Source organism: Bacillus kexueae (genome assembly GCF_022809095.1).
Lineage (GTDB): Bacteria > Bacillota > Bacilli > Bacillales > Aeribacillaceae > Bacillus_BZ > Bacillus_BZ kexueae.
In genome coordinates this window covers 180,995-196,892 of sequence record NZ_JALAZE010000004.1, presented here as the reverse complement: position 1 = coordinate 196,892, position 15,898 = coordinate 180,995, and the positions used below count along the sequence as shown (strand labels likewise).

General features: G+C 39.5%; 13 protein-coding genes and 4 tRNA genes. 16 read left to right on the top strand and 1 reads right to left on the bottom strand.

The window, feature by feature from the left end:
• Nucleotides 1-28 precede the first annotated feature (28 nt).
• The 5 genes from rpsR to dnaB all read left to right on the top strand — a co-directional run bounded on the left by rpsR (nt 29) and on the right by dnaB (nt 5,359).
• Complete coding sequence (gene rpsR / locus ML543_RS10055; protein ID WP_243387211.1) at nt 29-265, top strand: 30S ribosomal protein S18; 237 nt, start codon at nt 29-31, stop codon at nt 263-265.
• Between the two features lie 162 nt (nt 266-427).
• Nucleotides 428-1,357: a YybS family protein gene (locus tag ML543_RS10050; RefSeq protein ID WP_243387210.1), complete on the top strand. Its 930-nt coding sequence runs from the start codon at nt 428-430 to the stop codon at nt 1,355-1,357.
• Nucleotides 1,358-1,390: 33 nt separating this feature from the next.
• Complete coding sequence (locus ML543_RS10045; RefSeq protein WP_243387209.1) at nt 1,391-3,370, top strand: DHH family phosphoesterase; 1,980 nt, start codon at nt 1,391-1,393, stop codon at nt 3,368-3,370.
• Nucleotides 3,367-3,813, top strand: coding sequence for a 50S ribosomal protein L9 (rplI, locus tag ML543_RS10040; RefSeq protein ID WP_243387208.1), 447 nt, complete (start codon nt 3,367-3,369; stop codon nt 3,811-3,813). The genes ML543_RS10045 and rplI overlap by 4 nt, the downstream gene beginning before the upstream one ends.
• Nucleotides 3,814-3,997: 184 nt before the next feature.
• Complete coding sequence (gene dnaB, locus ML543_RS10035) at nt 3,998-5,359, top strand: replicative DNA helicase (protein WP_243387207.1); 1,362 nt, start codon at nt 3,998-4,000, stop codon at nt 5,357-5,359.
• A 372-nt stretch (nt 5,360-5,731) separates the two neighbouring features.
• Here the strand turns inward: dnaB and ML543_RS10030 are convergent, their stop codons facing one another.
• Nucleotides 5,732-6,346: an SDR family oxidoreductase gene (locus ML543_RS10030; RefSeq protein WP_243387206.1), complete on the bottom strand. Its 615-nt coding sequence runs from the start codon at nt 6,344-6,346 to the stop codon at nt 5,732-5,734.
• Between the two features lie 167 nt (nt 6,347-6,513).
• On the opposite strand from ML543_RS10030, the gene ML543_RS10025 reads away from it, so the two are divergent.
• The 11 genes from ML543_RS10025 (at nt 6,514) to ML543_RS09975 (ending at nt 15,896) form a co-directional block, all read left to right on the top strand.
• Complete coding sequence (locus ML543_RS10025) at nt 6,514-6,840, top strand: winged helix-turn-helix transcriptional regulator (protein WP_243387257.1); 327 nt, start codon at nt 6,514-6,516, stop codon at nt 6,838-6,840.
• Nucleotides 6,841-7,014: 174 nt separating this feature from the next.
• Nucleotides 7,015-8,307 (top strand): adenylosuccinate synthase, encoded by a 1,293-nt coding sequence (locus tag ML543_RS10020; RefSeq protein WP_243387205.1) that lies wholly within the window; start codon nt 7,015-7,017, stop codon nt 8,305-8,307.
• Nucleotides 8,308-8,651: 344 nt separating this feature from the next.
• Nucleotides 8,652-8,727, top strand: a tRNA-Lys gene (locus tag ML543_RS10015).
• 21 nt (nt 8,728-8,748) lie between these two features.
• Nucleotides 8,749-8,820: transfer RNA gene (locus ML543_RS10010), tRNA-Glu, on the top strand.
• 44 nt (nt 8,821-8,864) lie between these two features.
• Nucleotides 8,865-8,940: transfer RNA gene (locus tag ML543_RS10005), tRNA-Asp, on the top strand.
• A gap of 172 nt (nt 8,941-9,112) precedes the next feature.
• Nucleotides 9,113-9,185: transfer RNA gene (locus ML543_RS10000), tRNA-Phe, on the top strand.
• Between the two features lie 320 nt (nt 9,186-9,505).
• Nucleotides 9,506-10,945, top strand: coding sequence for a M23 family metallopeptidase (locus ML543_RS09995; RefSeq protein WP_243387204.1), 1,440 nt, complete (start codon nt 9,506-9,508; stop codon nt 10,943-10,945).
• A 256-nt stretch (nt 10,946-11,201) separates the two neighbouring features.
• Nucleotides 11,202-11,912, top strand: a complete 711-nt coding sequence (gene yycF, locus ML543_RS09990) for a response regulator YycF (protein ID WP_243387203.1) — start codon at nt 11,202-11,204, stop codon at nt 11,910-11,912.
• Between the two features lie 6 nt (nt 11,913-11,918).
• Complete coding sequence (gene walK / locus ML543_RS09985) at nt 11,919-13,751, top strand: cell wall metabolism sensor histidine kinase WalK (protein WP_243387202.1); 1,833 nt, start codon at nt 11,919-11,921, stop codon at nt 13,749-13,751.
• Complete coding sequence (locus ML543_RS09980; protein ID WP_243387201.1) at nt 13,748-15,091, top strand: YycH family regulatory protein; 1,344 nt, start codon at nt 13,748-13,750, stop codon at nt 15,089-15,091. Before walK ends, ML543_RS09980 begins: the two co-directional genes overlap by 4 nt.
• A complete protein-coding gene (locus tag ML543_RS09975; RefSeq protein ID WP_243387200.1) occupies nt 15,078-15,896 on the top strand; it encodes a two-component system regulatory protein YycI in 819 nt (272 codons plus the stop codon). Before ML543_RS09980 ends, ML543_RS09975 begins: the two co-directional genes overlap by 14 nt.
• Nucleotides 15,897-15,898 lie beyond the last annotated feature (2 nt).

Below are 15,898 nucleotides of genomic sequence, written 5' to 3'. Positions count from 1 at the left end.
TTTTTCAATAAGAAGGAGGGAAATTGACATGGCAGGACGTAGAGGTCGTGGTAAACGTCGTAAAGTGTGTTACTTCACAGCTAACGGTATCACACACATCGACTACAAAGATGTAGATTTATTAAAGAAATTTATCTCTGAGCGCGGTAAAATCTTACCTCGTCGTGTGACAGGTACAAGCGCGAAATACCAACGTAAATTAACAGTAGCCATCAAACGTGCACGTCAAATGGCTTTACTTCCTTACGTTGCGGAAGACAAATAAGATGAGAAAGGCAGTGAGGTTAGAATCCTTACTGCTTTTTTCGTAATATCGCACAAATGACATAAATTCTATCCAATTCATACATATCAAACTTCATTGCACCTTCATTGCTTGGAAGGGCTATACCGATTAAAATAATAAGTAGGAAAAGGTGGTGTAAACTTGAAACAAACTCGATTTATAACTGACGCAGCCATCCTTTTAGCAATCTTTGCTGTTTTATTAGCGATGACGTTATATTTACCGTTAATTGGAGCGGTCGCACTCGTATTTTTGGCGACTCCGTTTATCATTATGGTTTATCGTCACGATATGAAGAAAGCGTGGTTTATGTTTGCGGGCGCATTACTTATCTCGTTCATTGTTGGCCAGCTTCTATCGGTACCTCTTGTGTTAATGTATGGAGTTGTCGGAATTGTAATGGGGCATTTTTATAAGAAACAGCAACCTTTTGTCGCGCTCGTTCTCGGGTCCTTGGCTTTTTTAGGAGGTCTTCTTCTTACATATGGCTTGTCCGTTCTGCTTTTTGGCATGAATTGGATGGCGGAAATTACAAATGAAGTGAACCGCACCTTTGAAGATACAGCGAAGATGTTCGCGGCTTTAGGACAAGATGTTCCAGAAGAGGCATTTACACAAATTGAGAGTCAATTGCAGTTACTCGGAATGATGTTGCCAACAATACTTGTTATGGCAGCTGTCTTTTCTGCCTTCATTACACATGCTGTGAACCGTCCTATAATGAAACGATTAAAGATGGAGATGCCAGCTATCACGCCTTTTCGTAATTGGCGATTACCGAAAAGTATTATTTGGTACTACTTAATCGTCATTTTTATGCAGTTTATGAACATAGAAAGTGGTTCATTTTTATTTATCGCTGTGTTAAACTTGACCATTCTTTTGCAAGTATTGTTACTTATTCAAGGTCTTTCATTCCTTTTTTATTACAGCCATATAAAAAACAAAGGAAAATGGCTTCCGGCTATTGGGGTCATTATTTCCATTCTTTTATACCCTGTCCAAGAATTGGTTCGGATTTTAGGTATAATAGATTTAGGGTTTGATCTGCGTAGCAGACTAAAAAGGTAGCGGAGAGTGAATGTTTTTTAGGAGCTGAACATTATGCCGAATTTTTTTGAAAAACCTTTATTTAGGCTTCCTGTGTATGGGCTAATTGGTGTGGTCGTTTTAGCACTCTTGATTTTGTGGATGTACCAATGGGTGCTAGGGCTAATTTTAACAGCCCTTTTTGGCCTCTCAATCTTTTTCCTTGTGAAAGCAGATCAACAAGCAAAGAAAGAATTTGAAGGGTATATCTCCACGCTGTCTTACCGCGTAAAGAAAGTCGGAGAAGAGGCGTTAATGGAGATGCCTATCGGGATTATGCTCGTCAATGACCAATATTTTATTGAATGGTCAAACCCTTATTTAGCGTCTTGTTTTGATGAAGACACGTTAGTTGGACGGTCTTTGTATGATATTGCTGAGTCACTCGTACCTTTGATTAAACAAGAGGTCGATTCAGAATATATTACGTTACAAGACCAAAAGTTTAAGGTCATTATTAAACGTGAAGAGCGCTTACTATACTTTTTTGACGTGACGAAACAAAAGGAAATTGAAAAGCAATACCGTGATGAACAAACCGTGTTAGCTTTTATCTTTTTAGATAATTATGATGAGATCACTCAAGGGATCGATGATCAGACACGAAGTAATTTAAACAGTGAAGTGACCTCAATATTAAACCAGTGGGCAATGGAACATGGTATTTTCTTAAAGAGAGTGTCGTCAGAGCGCTTTATTGCCGTCTTAAATGAGCAGATTCTCTCACAACTTGAGAAATCGAAATTTGCTATTTTAGACACGGTTCGGGAAAAGGCTACTGTTCAAAATGTCTCTTTAACGTTAAGTATTGGTGTCGGATCTGGAGTATCTGAGTTACCTGAGCTCGGTGACTTAGCTCAATCGAGTCTAGATTTGGCGCTAGGACGTGGGGGAGATCAAGTCGCCATTAAACAGCCGAACGGAAAAGTGAAATTTTACGGCGGAAAGACTAACCCCATTGAAAAGAGAACGCGTGTCCGTGCTCGTGTCATTTCACACGCTTTAAAGGAAATCATCCTTGAAAGTGATAAAGTCATTATTATGGGGCATAAATACCCTGATATGGACGCAGTTGGTTCGTCGATTGGTGTATTAAAGGTCGCTCAAGTGAATGGAAAAGAAGGGTTTATCGTCTTAAATGAAGATGAATTAGATATGGGCGTACAGCGTCTAATGGGAGAAGTGAAAAAGCATTCCGAACTATCGTCCCGCTTCATTACGCCCGAAGAAGCGCTTGAAATTGCCACAGATGATACCCTTTTAGTCGTTTTAGATACGCATAAGCCGTCACTCGTCATTGAAGAACGGTTATTAAATAAAATTGACAATGTCGTTGTCATCGACCACCACCGACGTGGAGAAGAATTCATTAAAGATCCGCTGCTTGTCTATATGGAGCCATACGCCTCCTCCACTGCCGAGTTGGTGACTGAGCTGTTAGAATATCAACCGAAGCGTTTAACGATGGATATGATTGAAGCAACAGCCCTTTTAGCCGGTATCATAGTCGATACGAAGAGCTTTACGTTCCGAACGGGTTCAAGAACATTCGATGCTGCTTCCTATTTGCGGGCAAAAGGGGCAGATACGATTCTTGTACAGAAATTCTTAAAAGAAGATATCGACCTATATGTGAAGCGATCAAAGCTCATTCAAACTACGAAGATTTTCGCGAATGGGATTGCCATTGCAAAAGCGGATGAAACCGATGAAGAGCTGTATGATCAAGTTATCATTGCTCAAGCTGCAGACACATTATTAACGATGCGAAATATACTAGCCTCTTTTGTCATTGCCAGAAGAGATGAAGAAACGGTCGCCATTAGTGCTCGTTCATTAGGAGATATCAACGTCCAGTTGATTATGGAAGCACTAAATGGTGGAGGACATTTGACGAATGCAGCAACGCAATTAACGAATATCTCGCTTGACGAAGCTGAAGAACAATTAAAACAAGCGATACATGAATATCTAGAAGGGGGAAATGAAGAATGAAGGTCATTTTCTTAAAAGATGTAAAAGGAAAAGGTAAAAAAGGTGAAATTAAAAATGTTCCCGACGGCTACGCTCAAAACTTCTTATTTAAGCAAGGCTTAGCTGTTGAAGCAAACAATGCGAATGTGAAGCAGCTAGAAGCCCAAAAAAGAAAAGAACAAAAAGAAGCTGCTGAAGAATTAGCTCAAGCTAAAAAACTAAAAGAAACTCTTGAGCAATTAACGGTTGAGTTAAAAGCAAAAGCTGGTGACGGAGGTCGCTTATTCGGCTCTGTTACAAGCAAACAAATTGCGGACGAGTTAAAGAAAAGCCATGACATTAAAATTGATAAACGTAAAATTGAACTTCCAGATGCTATTCGTGCATTGGGGTACACAAATGTACCGGTTAAACTTCATTCTGAAGTAACTGCAACGTTAAAAGTACACGTTTCAGAACAGTAATGTTAAAGGTGTGGAAAGAAATACTTCTTTCAAAGGGATGCATCTTTCGATATACTCATGACTAGACGGAGCTTAACATAATAGCTCCGCTTTTTTCGGACTTTTTCTCGTAATGAGTCGCTTTATCCCATAAGTGACATTACTTTTTAATAGATAGAGAACGCTGATGAAGGTGGTGATGGTTGTGAATGATCTTGTAGATCGTATTCCACCCCAAAATATTGAAGCGGAACAAGCGGTACTTGGTGCGATATTTATTGAACCACAAGCGTTAACGCTCGCTTCTGAAATTTTAATACCTGACGATTTTTACCGAGCGAGCCACCAGAGAATTTTTAACGCCATGCTTAAGCTTGCGGATAAAGGAGAGCCAGTTGACTTAGTAACGGTAACAAAAGATCTAGCCGATGCCAAAATTTTAGAGGAAATCGGTGGCGTATCATATTTAAGTGACTTGGCCAATTCCGTTCCGACAGCAGCGAATATTGAATATTACGCGAAAATTGTAGAAGAAAAATCTATTTTAAGACGTCTTATTCGGACAGCAACAGGCATAGCGCAAGAAGGGTATAACCGTGAAGATGAAGTCGATAGTTTACTAGATGATGCTGAAAAGCAAATTATGGAGGTTGCTCAGCGGAAAAATACGGGTGCCTTTCAAAACATTAAAGATGTATTGGTGAAGACATATGACAATATAGAATTACTTCACCATCGAAAAGGTGAAATTACAGGTATACCGACTGGGTTTACAGACTTAGATCGAATGACCGCAGGATTTCAGCGAAATGACTTAATTATCGTTGCCGCACGTCCATCTGTGGGGAAGACGGCATTTGCCTTAAATATTGCTCAAAACGTTGCAACGAAAACGGATGAAAATGTTGCGATATTTAGTTTAGAGATGGGCGCTGACCAGCTTGTCATGCGTATGCTGTGTGCGGAAGGAAATATTAATGCTCAAAACTTACGTACCGGTAATTTAACGGCTGAAGATTGGGGTAAGCTCACGATGGCAATGGGAAGCCTTTCGAATGCGGGCATTTACATCGACGATACACCTGGAATTAAAGTGAGTGAAATTCGAGCAAAATGTCGTCGTCTCAAACAAGAAAGTGGACTCGGTATGGTGTTGATCGATTACTTGCAGCTTATTCAAGGAAGCGGCCGAAATAAAGAAAACCGTCAACAAGAAGTATCGGAAATTTCTCGTTCCTTAAAGGCGTTGGCGCGTGAGTTGCAAGTACCTGTCATTGCGCTATCCCAGCTGTCACGTGGTGTCGAACAACGTCAAGACAAACGTCCGATGATGTCGGATATTCGTGAATCAGGAAGTATTGAGCAGGATGCCGATATTGTTGCTTTCCTATACCGTGATGATTATTATGACAAAGAAACGGAAAATAAAAACATCATTGAAATCATTATTGCTAAGCAACGTAACGGTCCAGTTGGAACCGTTCAATTGGCCTTTGTGAAAGAATATAACAAGTTCGTAAACTTAGAACGTCGATTTGAAGATGCGAATGTGCCACCTGGTGCGTAAGGCTGCCTTAATCCATATTAAGGTGGCTTTTTTGTTGTTACAGAAAGTTTAAGTTCAATAAGTGTTAAAGTATTCTCTTTACCGTTTTTTTGGTGTCCAGCTCCAAGCGCCATCAGCTCGGGTCGCTTCTGCCCTGCTGTGGCGACGGAAGCCTCCTCGCAGGTCCTCCAGCGCCATTCGCCTAAGGACTTGCGCTTTGCTCTTTTCTTATAGATGAAAACAAATAAGCTCCCGTTTGGACGTAGGGAGCCTTAATATCATTAAGCTTGTTGTTTTGTAGGGGCTAGGACAATCTCGCGAATATTGACGTGTTGAGGCTGGGAAAAGGCAAAATGAATCGCTTCAGCCACCGTTTCAGGTTGTAAGCCACCGTTAATTGATTTCTTCCTTCCATTTTGTGTAATCATCCCGAATATCTTTACTTGTTGTGTGGGATAACAATTCTGTTTCAACCACACCTGGTGCGATGGTGATGACTCGAACATTATGTTCGGCTACTTCTTCTCGAACATTTTCGCTCATGGAATGAACAGCAAACTTTGTTCCGACATAAGCAGCGTGGTTCGGAAACGTTTTTTTTCCTGCAATTGAACTAATATTTACGATCGTGCCACTTTTTCTTTCAATCATTGAAGGAAGAACTGCTTGCATACCCGTCAGAACACCTAAAACATTTACATCATACATCTCCTGCCATTCCCTCTCATTTTGTGAGTGGATATTGCCTAGCATCATTCGCCCAGCATTGTTGACTAGAAGCTCAACAGGTCCAAACATTTTCTCTGCGTCTTTTAGAGAATTCTTAAAAGCTTCTTTATCTCTTATATCAATAGAAGCTTTCAACACTTGTTCTCCTTTAAATTCATCTAATAAATGCTCTCTTCTTGCAATTAATAAAACATTGTAACCTTTTTCGATAAATAAGCGTGCCGTCGCCTTCCCAATTCCTGAAGATGCACCTGTTATCGCGATGAACCCTTTCTTCACATGGATCACTCCTTTAAACGATTATGCAAAAGGAAGTGTATCATTGAAAGAAAGAGACGAAAAAGTACGCACTTTTACGTTATCTAGTTACCTGTAAGTACCTTTTAAAGGGGGAGTAAGAAGTGAATGGAAAAAAATATTTAAATGAATTTGATGCCACCTTGCAAATGATACAAGGGAAATGGAAAATTATGATTTTGTATGAGTTGTATGAGAGTGGAGCAAAACGTTTTGGAGAGTTGCAACGCTATATTGCAGATATTTCTCATAAAACGTTGACGACTCAATTAAGGGAGCTTGAGCGAGATGAATTAATTAAAAGGAATCTTTATGCCGAGGTTCCGCCAAGGGTTGAGTATTCATTGACCCCGCGTGGAGAATCGTTAATCCCTGTATTGGATATGATTTGTGACTGGGGGCTTCAAAACGTTCCTTCTAATCAATTGTTGAGAGTTTTATGTGAAGAAGGACAAAAGCCGAAAGAGCAAGAATGATTTTTACAAACAAATGAGAAAATAAGATGAACGAGGATTGTGTATAATACACGAACAAAAAATAAATACATACATGTATTATTCGTGTTTTATTGACTTTCCTTCTTGTTATTGGTAAAATAAGCTTTGTTTGTGGATTAAACGGATTTTGATGTTAAGCGGAGGTGCACACCTATGTCATCAGTAGTAGTAGTTGGAACGCAATGGGGAGATGAGGGAAAAGGAAAAATTACAGACTTTCTCTCTCAACAGGCAGAAGTTATTGCGCGTTATCAAGGTGGAAATAATGCCGGACATACAATCAAATTCAACGGTGAAACATATAAGCTTCATTTAATTCCATCTGGAATCTTCTTCAATGAAAAGATTTGTGTCATCGGAAATGGGATGGTTGTCGATCCGAAGGCGTTAGTTGAAGAGTTAAATGGACTTCATGAACGTGGAATTAAGACGGATAATCTCCGCATTAGCAATCGTGCTCACGTGATTTTACCGTACCATTTAAAATTGGATGCGGTAGAAGAAGAGCGTAAAGGTGCCAATAAGATCGGAACAACGAAAAAAGGAATTGGCCCTGCTTATATGGATAAAGCAGCTCGTGTAGGAATTCGAATGGCGGATCTTCTTGATCGCGAAGTGTTCGAAGAAAAACTTCGCAGAAATCTAGAAGAGAAAAATCGCTTGTTAGAAAAAATGTATGAAGTAGAAGGCTTCAAGCTTGAAGATATTTTAGATGAATATTATGAGTACGGACAGCAAATTAAACAATACGTATGTGATACGTCTGTTGTGTTAAACGATGCGCTTGATGAAGGACGTCGCGTCTTATTTGAAGGTGCACAGGGTGTCATGCTCGATATTGACCAAGGAACATACCCATTTGTTACTTCTTCTAATCCTGTTGCAGGGGGCGTAACAATTGGTTCTGGTGTAGGTCCTTCTAAAATCAATCATGTTGTGGGGGTTTCAAAAGCGTATACGACCCGTGTAGGTGACGGTCCATTCCCAACAGAATTACATGATGAGATTGGGGATCAAATTCGTGAGGTTGGTCGTGAATACGGTACAACAACAGGTCGACCACGTCGCGTAGGTTGGTTTGATAGCGTCGTTGTTCGTCATGCACGCCGTGTAAGTGGTATTACCGATTTATCTTTAAACTCAATTGATGTGTTGACGGGGATTGAAACATTAAAAATCTGTGTAGCTTATAAGTACAAAGGGGAAATTATCAACGAATTCCCTGCAAGCTTAAAAGTATTAGCAGAATGTGAGCCCGTTTATGAAGAAATGCCAGGTTGGACAGAAGATATTACGGGTGTGAAAAGCTTAGACGAGTTACCGGAAAATGCACGCCACTATGTGGAGCGTATTTCTCAGCTTACAGGTATTCCATTGTCTATCTTCTCTGTTGGTCCAGATCGCTCACAAACGAATGTTGTTCGCCACGTTTTCCGTGCGAAATAATTAAGGAAGTTAGCCCACAAGTAGGATGTTTCGTCATCTTGCTTGTGGCTTTTTATTGGCTAGTTTTTTCGTGAAAAGCTTGAAGCGAAGAACTCTACGAAACGCTTCAGTCAAGACATTTAAACGTAGTGAGGAGATGTTTGAGGAATCGGACAGTGATTTTCTACTAAAAACGATTACCTCTCAGTATGCCCTGACTAAATCTGCTAGAAGTAGATTAAATATAGCTCAAAACCAAAACAAACTTTAGAAAAAAGATTTTTTATTATTTTTTTAAAAAAGTACTTGCTTTTCAATTAAGATGCTGGTAATATAAAAAACGTCCTGTTTGAAAGGATTAACAGGAGCCATTAGCTCAGTTGGTAGAGCATCTGACTTTTAATCAGAGGGTCGGAGGTTCGAGTCCTCCATGGCTCACCATTTGGATGTCACATGTATTGTGGCCCGTTGGTCAAGTGGTTAAGACACCGCCCTTTCACGGCGGTAACACGGGTTCGAATCCCGTACGGGTCATCTCACATCACATATCCTTAGTGTTGCGAAGCACTAAGGCATAAGGTCCCGTGGTGTAGCGGTTAACATGCCTGCCTGTCACGCAGGAGATCGCGGGTTCGATTCCCGTCGGGACCGCCATTTTTTTATACATTTGTTTATGGCTCGGTAGCTCAGTCGGTAGAGCACGATCGAGTAAGCTTCGAAGGGATGCTTCAGCGCACCAATCGAGCAACTACTTGGTCAAGCTTTCTGAGATTGGGGCGAAGGGTTTAACAAGTGGTATTAAATGACATTTGGTAACATTAATTACGGCTCGGTAGCTCAGTCGGTAGAGCAAAGGACTGAAAATCCTTGTGTCGGCGGTTCGATTCCGTCCCGAGCCACTTTTCATACATGGTCTATTTGGCCATGTATTTTTCATTTCTTTTATTTATTCATTCTTTATTCCCTTTAAAACGATATATTTCCCCTCTTTTTTTACTCTTAAATATCAGAAAATTCAATTGAATTAACAGAACGGTCATTGAGGATACAATACATTTACAAAAATCGCCTAAAAATGACACTAATAATACAATCTTATTACAAAAATCAAAAAAATCTATGAAACTATTCTGTAAATATGATAAATTAATAGGGTGCGAATAAAGGAAATGTGTCGAAATTAGAACTTTTTTCTTAAGATATATAGGGGGAAATTGTTGTGTTATGGAGGAAGAGGAAATCTGTTCAAACGATTAAGAAGAAAAAGAACTGGAAATCATCATTATTAGGAATGACTTTTGCATCTATGATGTTAGTAGGTGCGAACAGTGCATCTGCCAACAGTGAGTTTTCTACGATTTATCATATTTATTTAGATGGGCAATACATAGGTGCAGTTGATAGTGAGGAAGTCATTCAGCAAGTTTCGGAAGAAAAGATTGCTGAAGAGCAAGAAAACCATGAAAATATGCCATTAGCAGTTGAAGATCTTGTTATTGTTCCTGAGCAAACGTTCCGCCCAGCTGCGAACAATGAATCAACAGCAAGCAAATTAAAGCAAGAGCTTCAAGTGGTAGTGACGTCTACTTCCATTGTCATTGATGGACAATCAATTGCCCACTTTGCAAGTAAAGAGGATGCAGAAAAGGCTCTTACACTGTATAAACAAAAATATGTTTCGGAGGAAGCATTGACTCAACTAGAGAGCCAAAAAGAAAGTGAAGAACCTTTACCTGACATCCAAAAAGGTGAGTCCCGTATAATAGACGTATCACTCTCAAAAGAAGTTTCATATTCTGAGGAAAAAATTTCTCCAGAGGATGTTTTATCGATTGAAGAGGGTGTAAAGCTTTTACAAAATGGGACATTAGTTGAGAAAACTTATACAGTAAAAGAAAAAGATGTTTTAGTTGATATTGCCAAAAATCATAATATGAAATTAGATGAATTATTGGCGCTGAATCCTGAAATGGATGAAGAAACGATTATTCGTCCAGGAGATGAGCTAAAGGTACAAGGACCTGAACCATTCTTCACCGTAAAGGTTCAAGAAGAAGTATTAAAAGAAGAAAAGATTGCGTATGAAACCGAAGTGGTCGAAGATAGTTCGTTACCAAAAGGTGAAACACGCGTTAAACAAGAAGGAAAAGAAGGGACAAAACTCCTTCATACGGTTGTGTATAAAGAAAATGGTCAACAAGTAAAGGTAGAAACAAAAAGTGAAGAAGTTATAACAGAACCGACTCCGAAGATTGTTGTAAAAGGAACAAAAGTGATTCCATCTCGTGGGACAGGTAGCTTAGCATGGCCAGCGGTAGGTGGTTATGTATCAAGTAAAATGGGGACACGTTGGGGCCGAATGCATAAAGGAATCGATATTGCTCGCCCGTCCAATTACACAATTAAAGCCGCAGACAACGGAACGGTTGTATCGGCTGGCTATGACGGTGGATACGGGAATAAAGTGGTCATTAACCATAACAACGGAATGAAGACTGTATACGCTCACTTAGACTCCATTTCTGTAAAAGTGGGACAGACGGTGTCTCGTGGACAAAAAATAGGTGTGATGGGATCTACAGGAAACTCTACTGGTGTCCATTTACATTTTGAAGTTTACGTAAATGGAAGCTTACGTAATCCACTTGATTATTTCTAATTAGAACGCTTTGGACGACCAACACAGCAAACCCCTAAACGGTAGAAGTCCAAAAGCAGATAAAGTTAAGTCAATAAAGTAAAACCTCTAGCAGATGCTGGAGGTTTTTGTGTATGAAGTGGTCCTTTTCTTTTGGTTTTTTACAAATATGTTGAAATGATGAATAAATGTTATCAAATAAGAGGAAATGATGATGAAATGATGACAAACGTGGTAAAGTAAACGTAATAGACACTAAAAAAGGAGAGACATGTCTATGGATAATAGGAAAATTTTAGTTGTTGATGATGAAAAACCAATTGCTGATATATTAGAATTTAATTTAAGAAAAGAAGGATATGAGGTTGTTTGTGTATACGATGGAAATGCAGCTATCGAAATGGTAGAAGAATTTCAACCTGATTTAATTCTTCTTGATATTATGCTGCCTGGAAAAGATGGGATGGAAGTGTGCCGAGAAGTGCGTAAAAAATACGAAATGCCCATCATTATGTTAACGGCAAAGGATTCAGAAATTGATAAAGTATTAGGTTTAGAGCTTGGCGCGGATGATTATGTCACGAAGCCATTCAGTACCCGAGAATTACTCGCGCGAGTAAAAGCGAACTTGCGCAGACAGCAAGCGATTGCCTCGCAAGAAGCAGAGAACGAACAAACGGAAATTCACATAGGCTCACTCATTATTCATCCCGATGCGTATGTTGTGTCTAAACGAGGTGAAACGATTGAGCTCACACATCGTGAATTTGAGCTTCTACACTATTTGGCGAAACATATCGGACAAGTGATGACGCGCGAGCATTTGCTTCAAACAGTGTGGGGGTATGATTATTTTGGTGATGTTCGAACAGTTGATGTAACTGTTCGTAGGTTACGTGAAAAAATTGAGGATAATCCAAGTCATCCTACTTGGATTGTGACACGTAGAGGAGTCGGCTATTATTTGCGCAACCCTGAACAGGAGTAGGCTGCTATGAATAACGAAAAGGTACCTTTTTTTCGCTCGATCCATTTTAAGCTTGTGTTAATTTATGTCTTACTGATTATTTTAGGGATGCAGATTATCGGTGTTTACTTTGGACGAGCGTTAGAGACGAGATTAATCGAGAATTTTACTTCTTCTCTTTCACAACGAATTGACTTAATGGCTTATAACATTGAACAAGCGATGATAAAGGCAGAAGAAGACGCCTCCGTCAATGTAAGTGATGAAATATCTTCAGTCTTGAAGGATTACAAAGGAGATGAAATTCAAGAGATTCTCGTTGTCGATAAAGATGCACGTATTATTGGCACTTCTGAGTTTAATGAAGATATTATTGGAAAACGAGCGACAGAGAATATGATTACGCGTGCGCTCGTTGTCAATTCAACAAATGAAAACATTATGATCGATTCGAATACGAAGCATCGGATGTATGTCATTGCTACCCCAATTGTGACGGACTTTAAAGGGGAAACGATTGGGGCTGTTTATGTCATTGCTTCGATGGAAGATGTCTTTTCTTTAATGCGAACGATTAATAATATTTTAGCGACAGGAACGGGAATATCCCTTTTGATAACAGCATTTCTTGGGATTTTTCTTGCGCGAACGATAACGCGTCCATTGTCGGACATGCGTAAACAAGCGCAAGAATTAGCGAAAGGGAACTTCTCCAGGAAAGTTAATATTTATGGCGAAGATGAAATTGGTCAATTAGGAAACGCATTTAACAATTTAACGAAAGAAATTAAAGAAGCACAAGAAACGACAGAAGGGGAAAGGCGGAAACTGGCATCAGTCATCGCTCACATGACTGATGGTGTCATGGCAACTGATGCGAAAGGCAACGTTATTTTAGTGAATCAACCAGCTGTTAAAATGTTAAACGTTTCACGTGAAACAGCGCTTCAAACAAGTCTTGTACAGTTGTTACAGCTTGAAGAAGAGTATACGTTCGAGGATTTAGTAGAGCTTGAAGAACCGCTAATTTTAGACGTGAGCACGAAACAGCGTCCGTATATTTTACGCGTAAATTTTTCCCCAATTCAAAAAGAAGAAGGCATTGTCAATGGGTTGATTGCCGTAGTGTACGATATTACGGAACAGGAGCGAATCGAGCAAGAAAGACGTGAATTCGTGGCAAATGTGTCACATGAATTACGTACGCCGTTAACGACGATGAGAAGCTATTTAGAGGCGTTAGCGGATGGGGCTTGGCAGGAAAAAGAGCTCGCGCCTAAGTTTTTACATGTAACACAAACAGAGACAGAGCGAATGATCCGTTTAGTCAATGACTTACTTCAATTATCAAAGCTCGACAAAAAAGATTACCAATTAAATAAGGAATATATTCATTTCGTAGACTTTTTCCATAACATTATAGATCGATTTGAAATGTCAAAAGCTCAGCACGTCACGTTTGTCCGTAACTTACCGGTTCAAGACATTTATGTGGAATTTGATTCTGATAAATTGACACAAGTGCTGGATAACATCATTTCAAACGCATTGAAATATTCTCCAGAAGGTGGACGTGTAACATTTACCGTCACCGAACAGGAATCACATATTCAAGTGAGTGTAAAAGATGAGGGAATGGGTGTGCCGGAAAAGAGTCTACCAAAAATCTTTGAACGTTTTTATCGAGTCGATAAAGCGCGGTCTCGAAAAATGGGTGGTACAGGATTAGGTTTGGCCATTGCCAAGGAAGTCATTGAAGCACACCAAGGAGAAATATGGGCCGAAAGTAAAGAAGGAGAAGGGACAACAATCTTCTTCACGTTACCGTATGACCCCTACCAAGAGGATGATTGGGAATGAAGCTAGAAAGCATCAAATCAATAATCTTAACCATATTAGTTGCCATTAGTATCTTTTTCACGTGGAATATTTGGACGTATCAGCCCCCCTTTAGTGAAATTCAAAACTCTACTTATGTCGAAAGCAATCCGTTAAGTAATACAACGAAGAAAATCTATGATGTTATCTTTCCGCAACAACTTCTCGTCTATGAAGATGACAACATATATGGCACATATGACGAGGAGATTTTGTCGAATCTTTGGAAAGAAATGCGGAAGTGGGAGCTTACGGATTTCCGGAATGTCACGAATCGAATCGAAGAGGATTACGGCTTTTACCATTGGGTATTTAACAGCCATGATAGTGAATCTATGACCTTAACATTTAATGACACGATTCCTATTACGGCTTTAGAAACGGTAACCGATTGGACGGAAAAAGAGTCGATGACGATGAAATTTGATCGCATTATGGTTCCTCTCTCCACTCGTTCCAATCAACAGCTTGTCTACTTTATTGACTTTGACTCGCAGTATGTCATACAGGCAGATGTGGAAACCGTTTTAAGTGAAACGTGGAGTCTTGTCTTGGAATCTGCTCCTAGCAAGTTTGACTCCTATATGGTGTGGGAGGATCGTTTTCTTCTTCCGAAACAGTCATTGGAAATGGTGAGAGAACACTATTTAACGAAAACGTTAAGTGGAGAGCAATTTAAAAACGCGCTGTTCAGCAATCCATCTTTCGTAAAAAAGGATGTCAATGGTTCGGAATATGTTTATACCGATAGCTTCCGTCAGTTGGTGATTGATCAAGAGAAATCAAAAGTCGTATATGTAAACCCTGCAATTGATCAGTCCATCACGACGGAAAAAGGGAAGCTTCTGTTACAAAGCATAGATTTTATTAACGGTCATGGCGGATGGATTTCGGGGTATAACGATTATAAATTTTTTACAACGGACTCTGAGCAAAAAGTGTATTTTCGCCTAATGGTTAACAACATCCCGTTGTTTTCCTTTACCGATAGTTATTATACGATTACGTCGATTATTCAAAGCTGGGGAAGCTCGGATATTTCCCTATACCAACGACCGCTTTTTTACTTAGATGAATTTATTCGTGAGGAAACGGTAAAGCTTCCATCAGCTAACGAAGTGATCTCCATTATAGAAAGCGATCCGAACTTAGATATTGAACAAATTACAAAGATTTTCCCTGCTTATGATATTCAAGTTACTTCCAAGCAAGGGATTGTGTACTTACAGCCGGTGTGGGCATTATCTTTAACAAATGGAAAATATCAAATGCTTGAGCCAAATCAATCAAAGGTGAGGGGGGAAGTGAATGGATTGGAGTAAAACAAAAACCATTTTCATTCTTGCTTTCCTCGTTTTAGATATTTTTTTAGCGTTTCAATATCAGGAAAAAATGAAAAGCAATAAGTACGACATGATTACTCAAACAACGATTGAAGAACAATTTAAAGCTGAGGATATTAAGTATGAGGATTTGCCGAATGAGGTGATTGAAGGCTCTTACATTACGGCAAAAAGCAAGCAATTTACGGAAGAAGAGATTCAAAACTTGCATAATCAAGAACCAATGTTTCCAAATGACGAGCAGTTAACGCCGGTCACGAAGTTACGCATGAGCTTTTCAGAGCCGATCCCGCTTCCTGCTGAAACGGATAAGATGACGAATAAACTTAATCAAGTGTTAACGTCACAAATTGTAGCGGGCGATCAATACCGCTTTTGGCGCTATGATGAAAAAACGAAGCAAGTGATTTATTTGCAGGAATATGATGGGCATGTTATCTTTCAAGATGAGACTGACGGCATTGGGATGATTGTGTTTTACTTAGATGAAAATCGAGAAGTTGTATCTTATCGACAAACGCTTCTAGAAGACATTAAAGAGCTTGAGAATAAGGAAGAATTGTATACGGCCATCCAAGCGTTAAAAGTGTTGTATGATAAAAATGATTTAAAATCGAAAAGTACCGTAACAGCTGTTGATTACGGTTACTATACACAAATCCCATTAAGTGAACAGCAAATTTTAGCACCAACTTGGCATATTGTCGTCAATGAACAAGAGCACTATTACGTAAATGCTCTTGAAGGACAAGTCATTAAACCAGAAAAAACAAACGTGGAGTGAAG

Excerpts from the sequence above, each read along its gene's own strand:
- ML543_RS09980 (WP_243387201.1), top strand. The coding sequence starts at position 13,748 with ATGAAGCTAGAAAGCATCAAATCAATAATCTTAACCATATTAGTTGCC.
- ML543_RS10020 (WP_243387205.1), top strand. The coding sequence starts at position 7,015 with ATGTCATCAGTAGTAGTAGTTGGAACGCAATGGGGAGATGAGGGAAAA.
- rpsR (WP_243387211.1), top strand. The coding sequence starts at position 29 with ATGGCAGGACGTAGAGGTCGTGGTAAACGTCGTAAAGTGTGTTACTTC.
- ML543_RS09975 (WP_243387200.1), top strand. The coding sequence starts at position 15,078 with ATGGATTGGAGTAAAACAAAAACCATTTTCATTCTTGCTTTCCTCGTT.
- walK (WP_243387202.1), top strand. The coding sequence starts at position 11,919 with ATGAATAACGAAAAGGTACCTTTTTTTCGCTCGATCCATTTTAAGCTT.
- yycF (WP_243387203.1), top strand. The coding sequence starts at position 11,202 with ATGGATAATAGGAAAATTTTAGTTGTTGATGATGAAAAACCAATTGCT.
- rplI (WP_243387208.1), top strand. The coding sequence starts at position 3,367 with ATGAAGGTCATTTTCTTAAAAGATGTAAAAGGAAAAGGTAAAAAAGGT.
- ML543_RS10045 (WP_243387209.1), top strand. The coding sequence starts at position 1,391 with ATGCCGAATTTTTTTGAAAAACCTTTATTTAGGCTTCCTGTGTATGGG.
- ML543_RS10025 (WP_243387257.1), top strand. The coding sequence starts at position 6,514 with ATGATACAAGGGAAATGGAAAATTATGATTTTGTATGAGTTGTATGAG.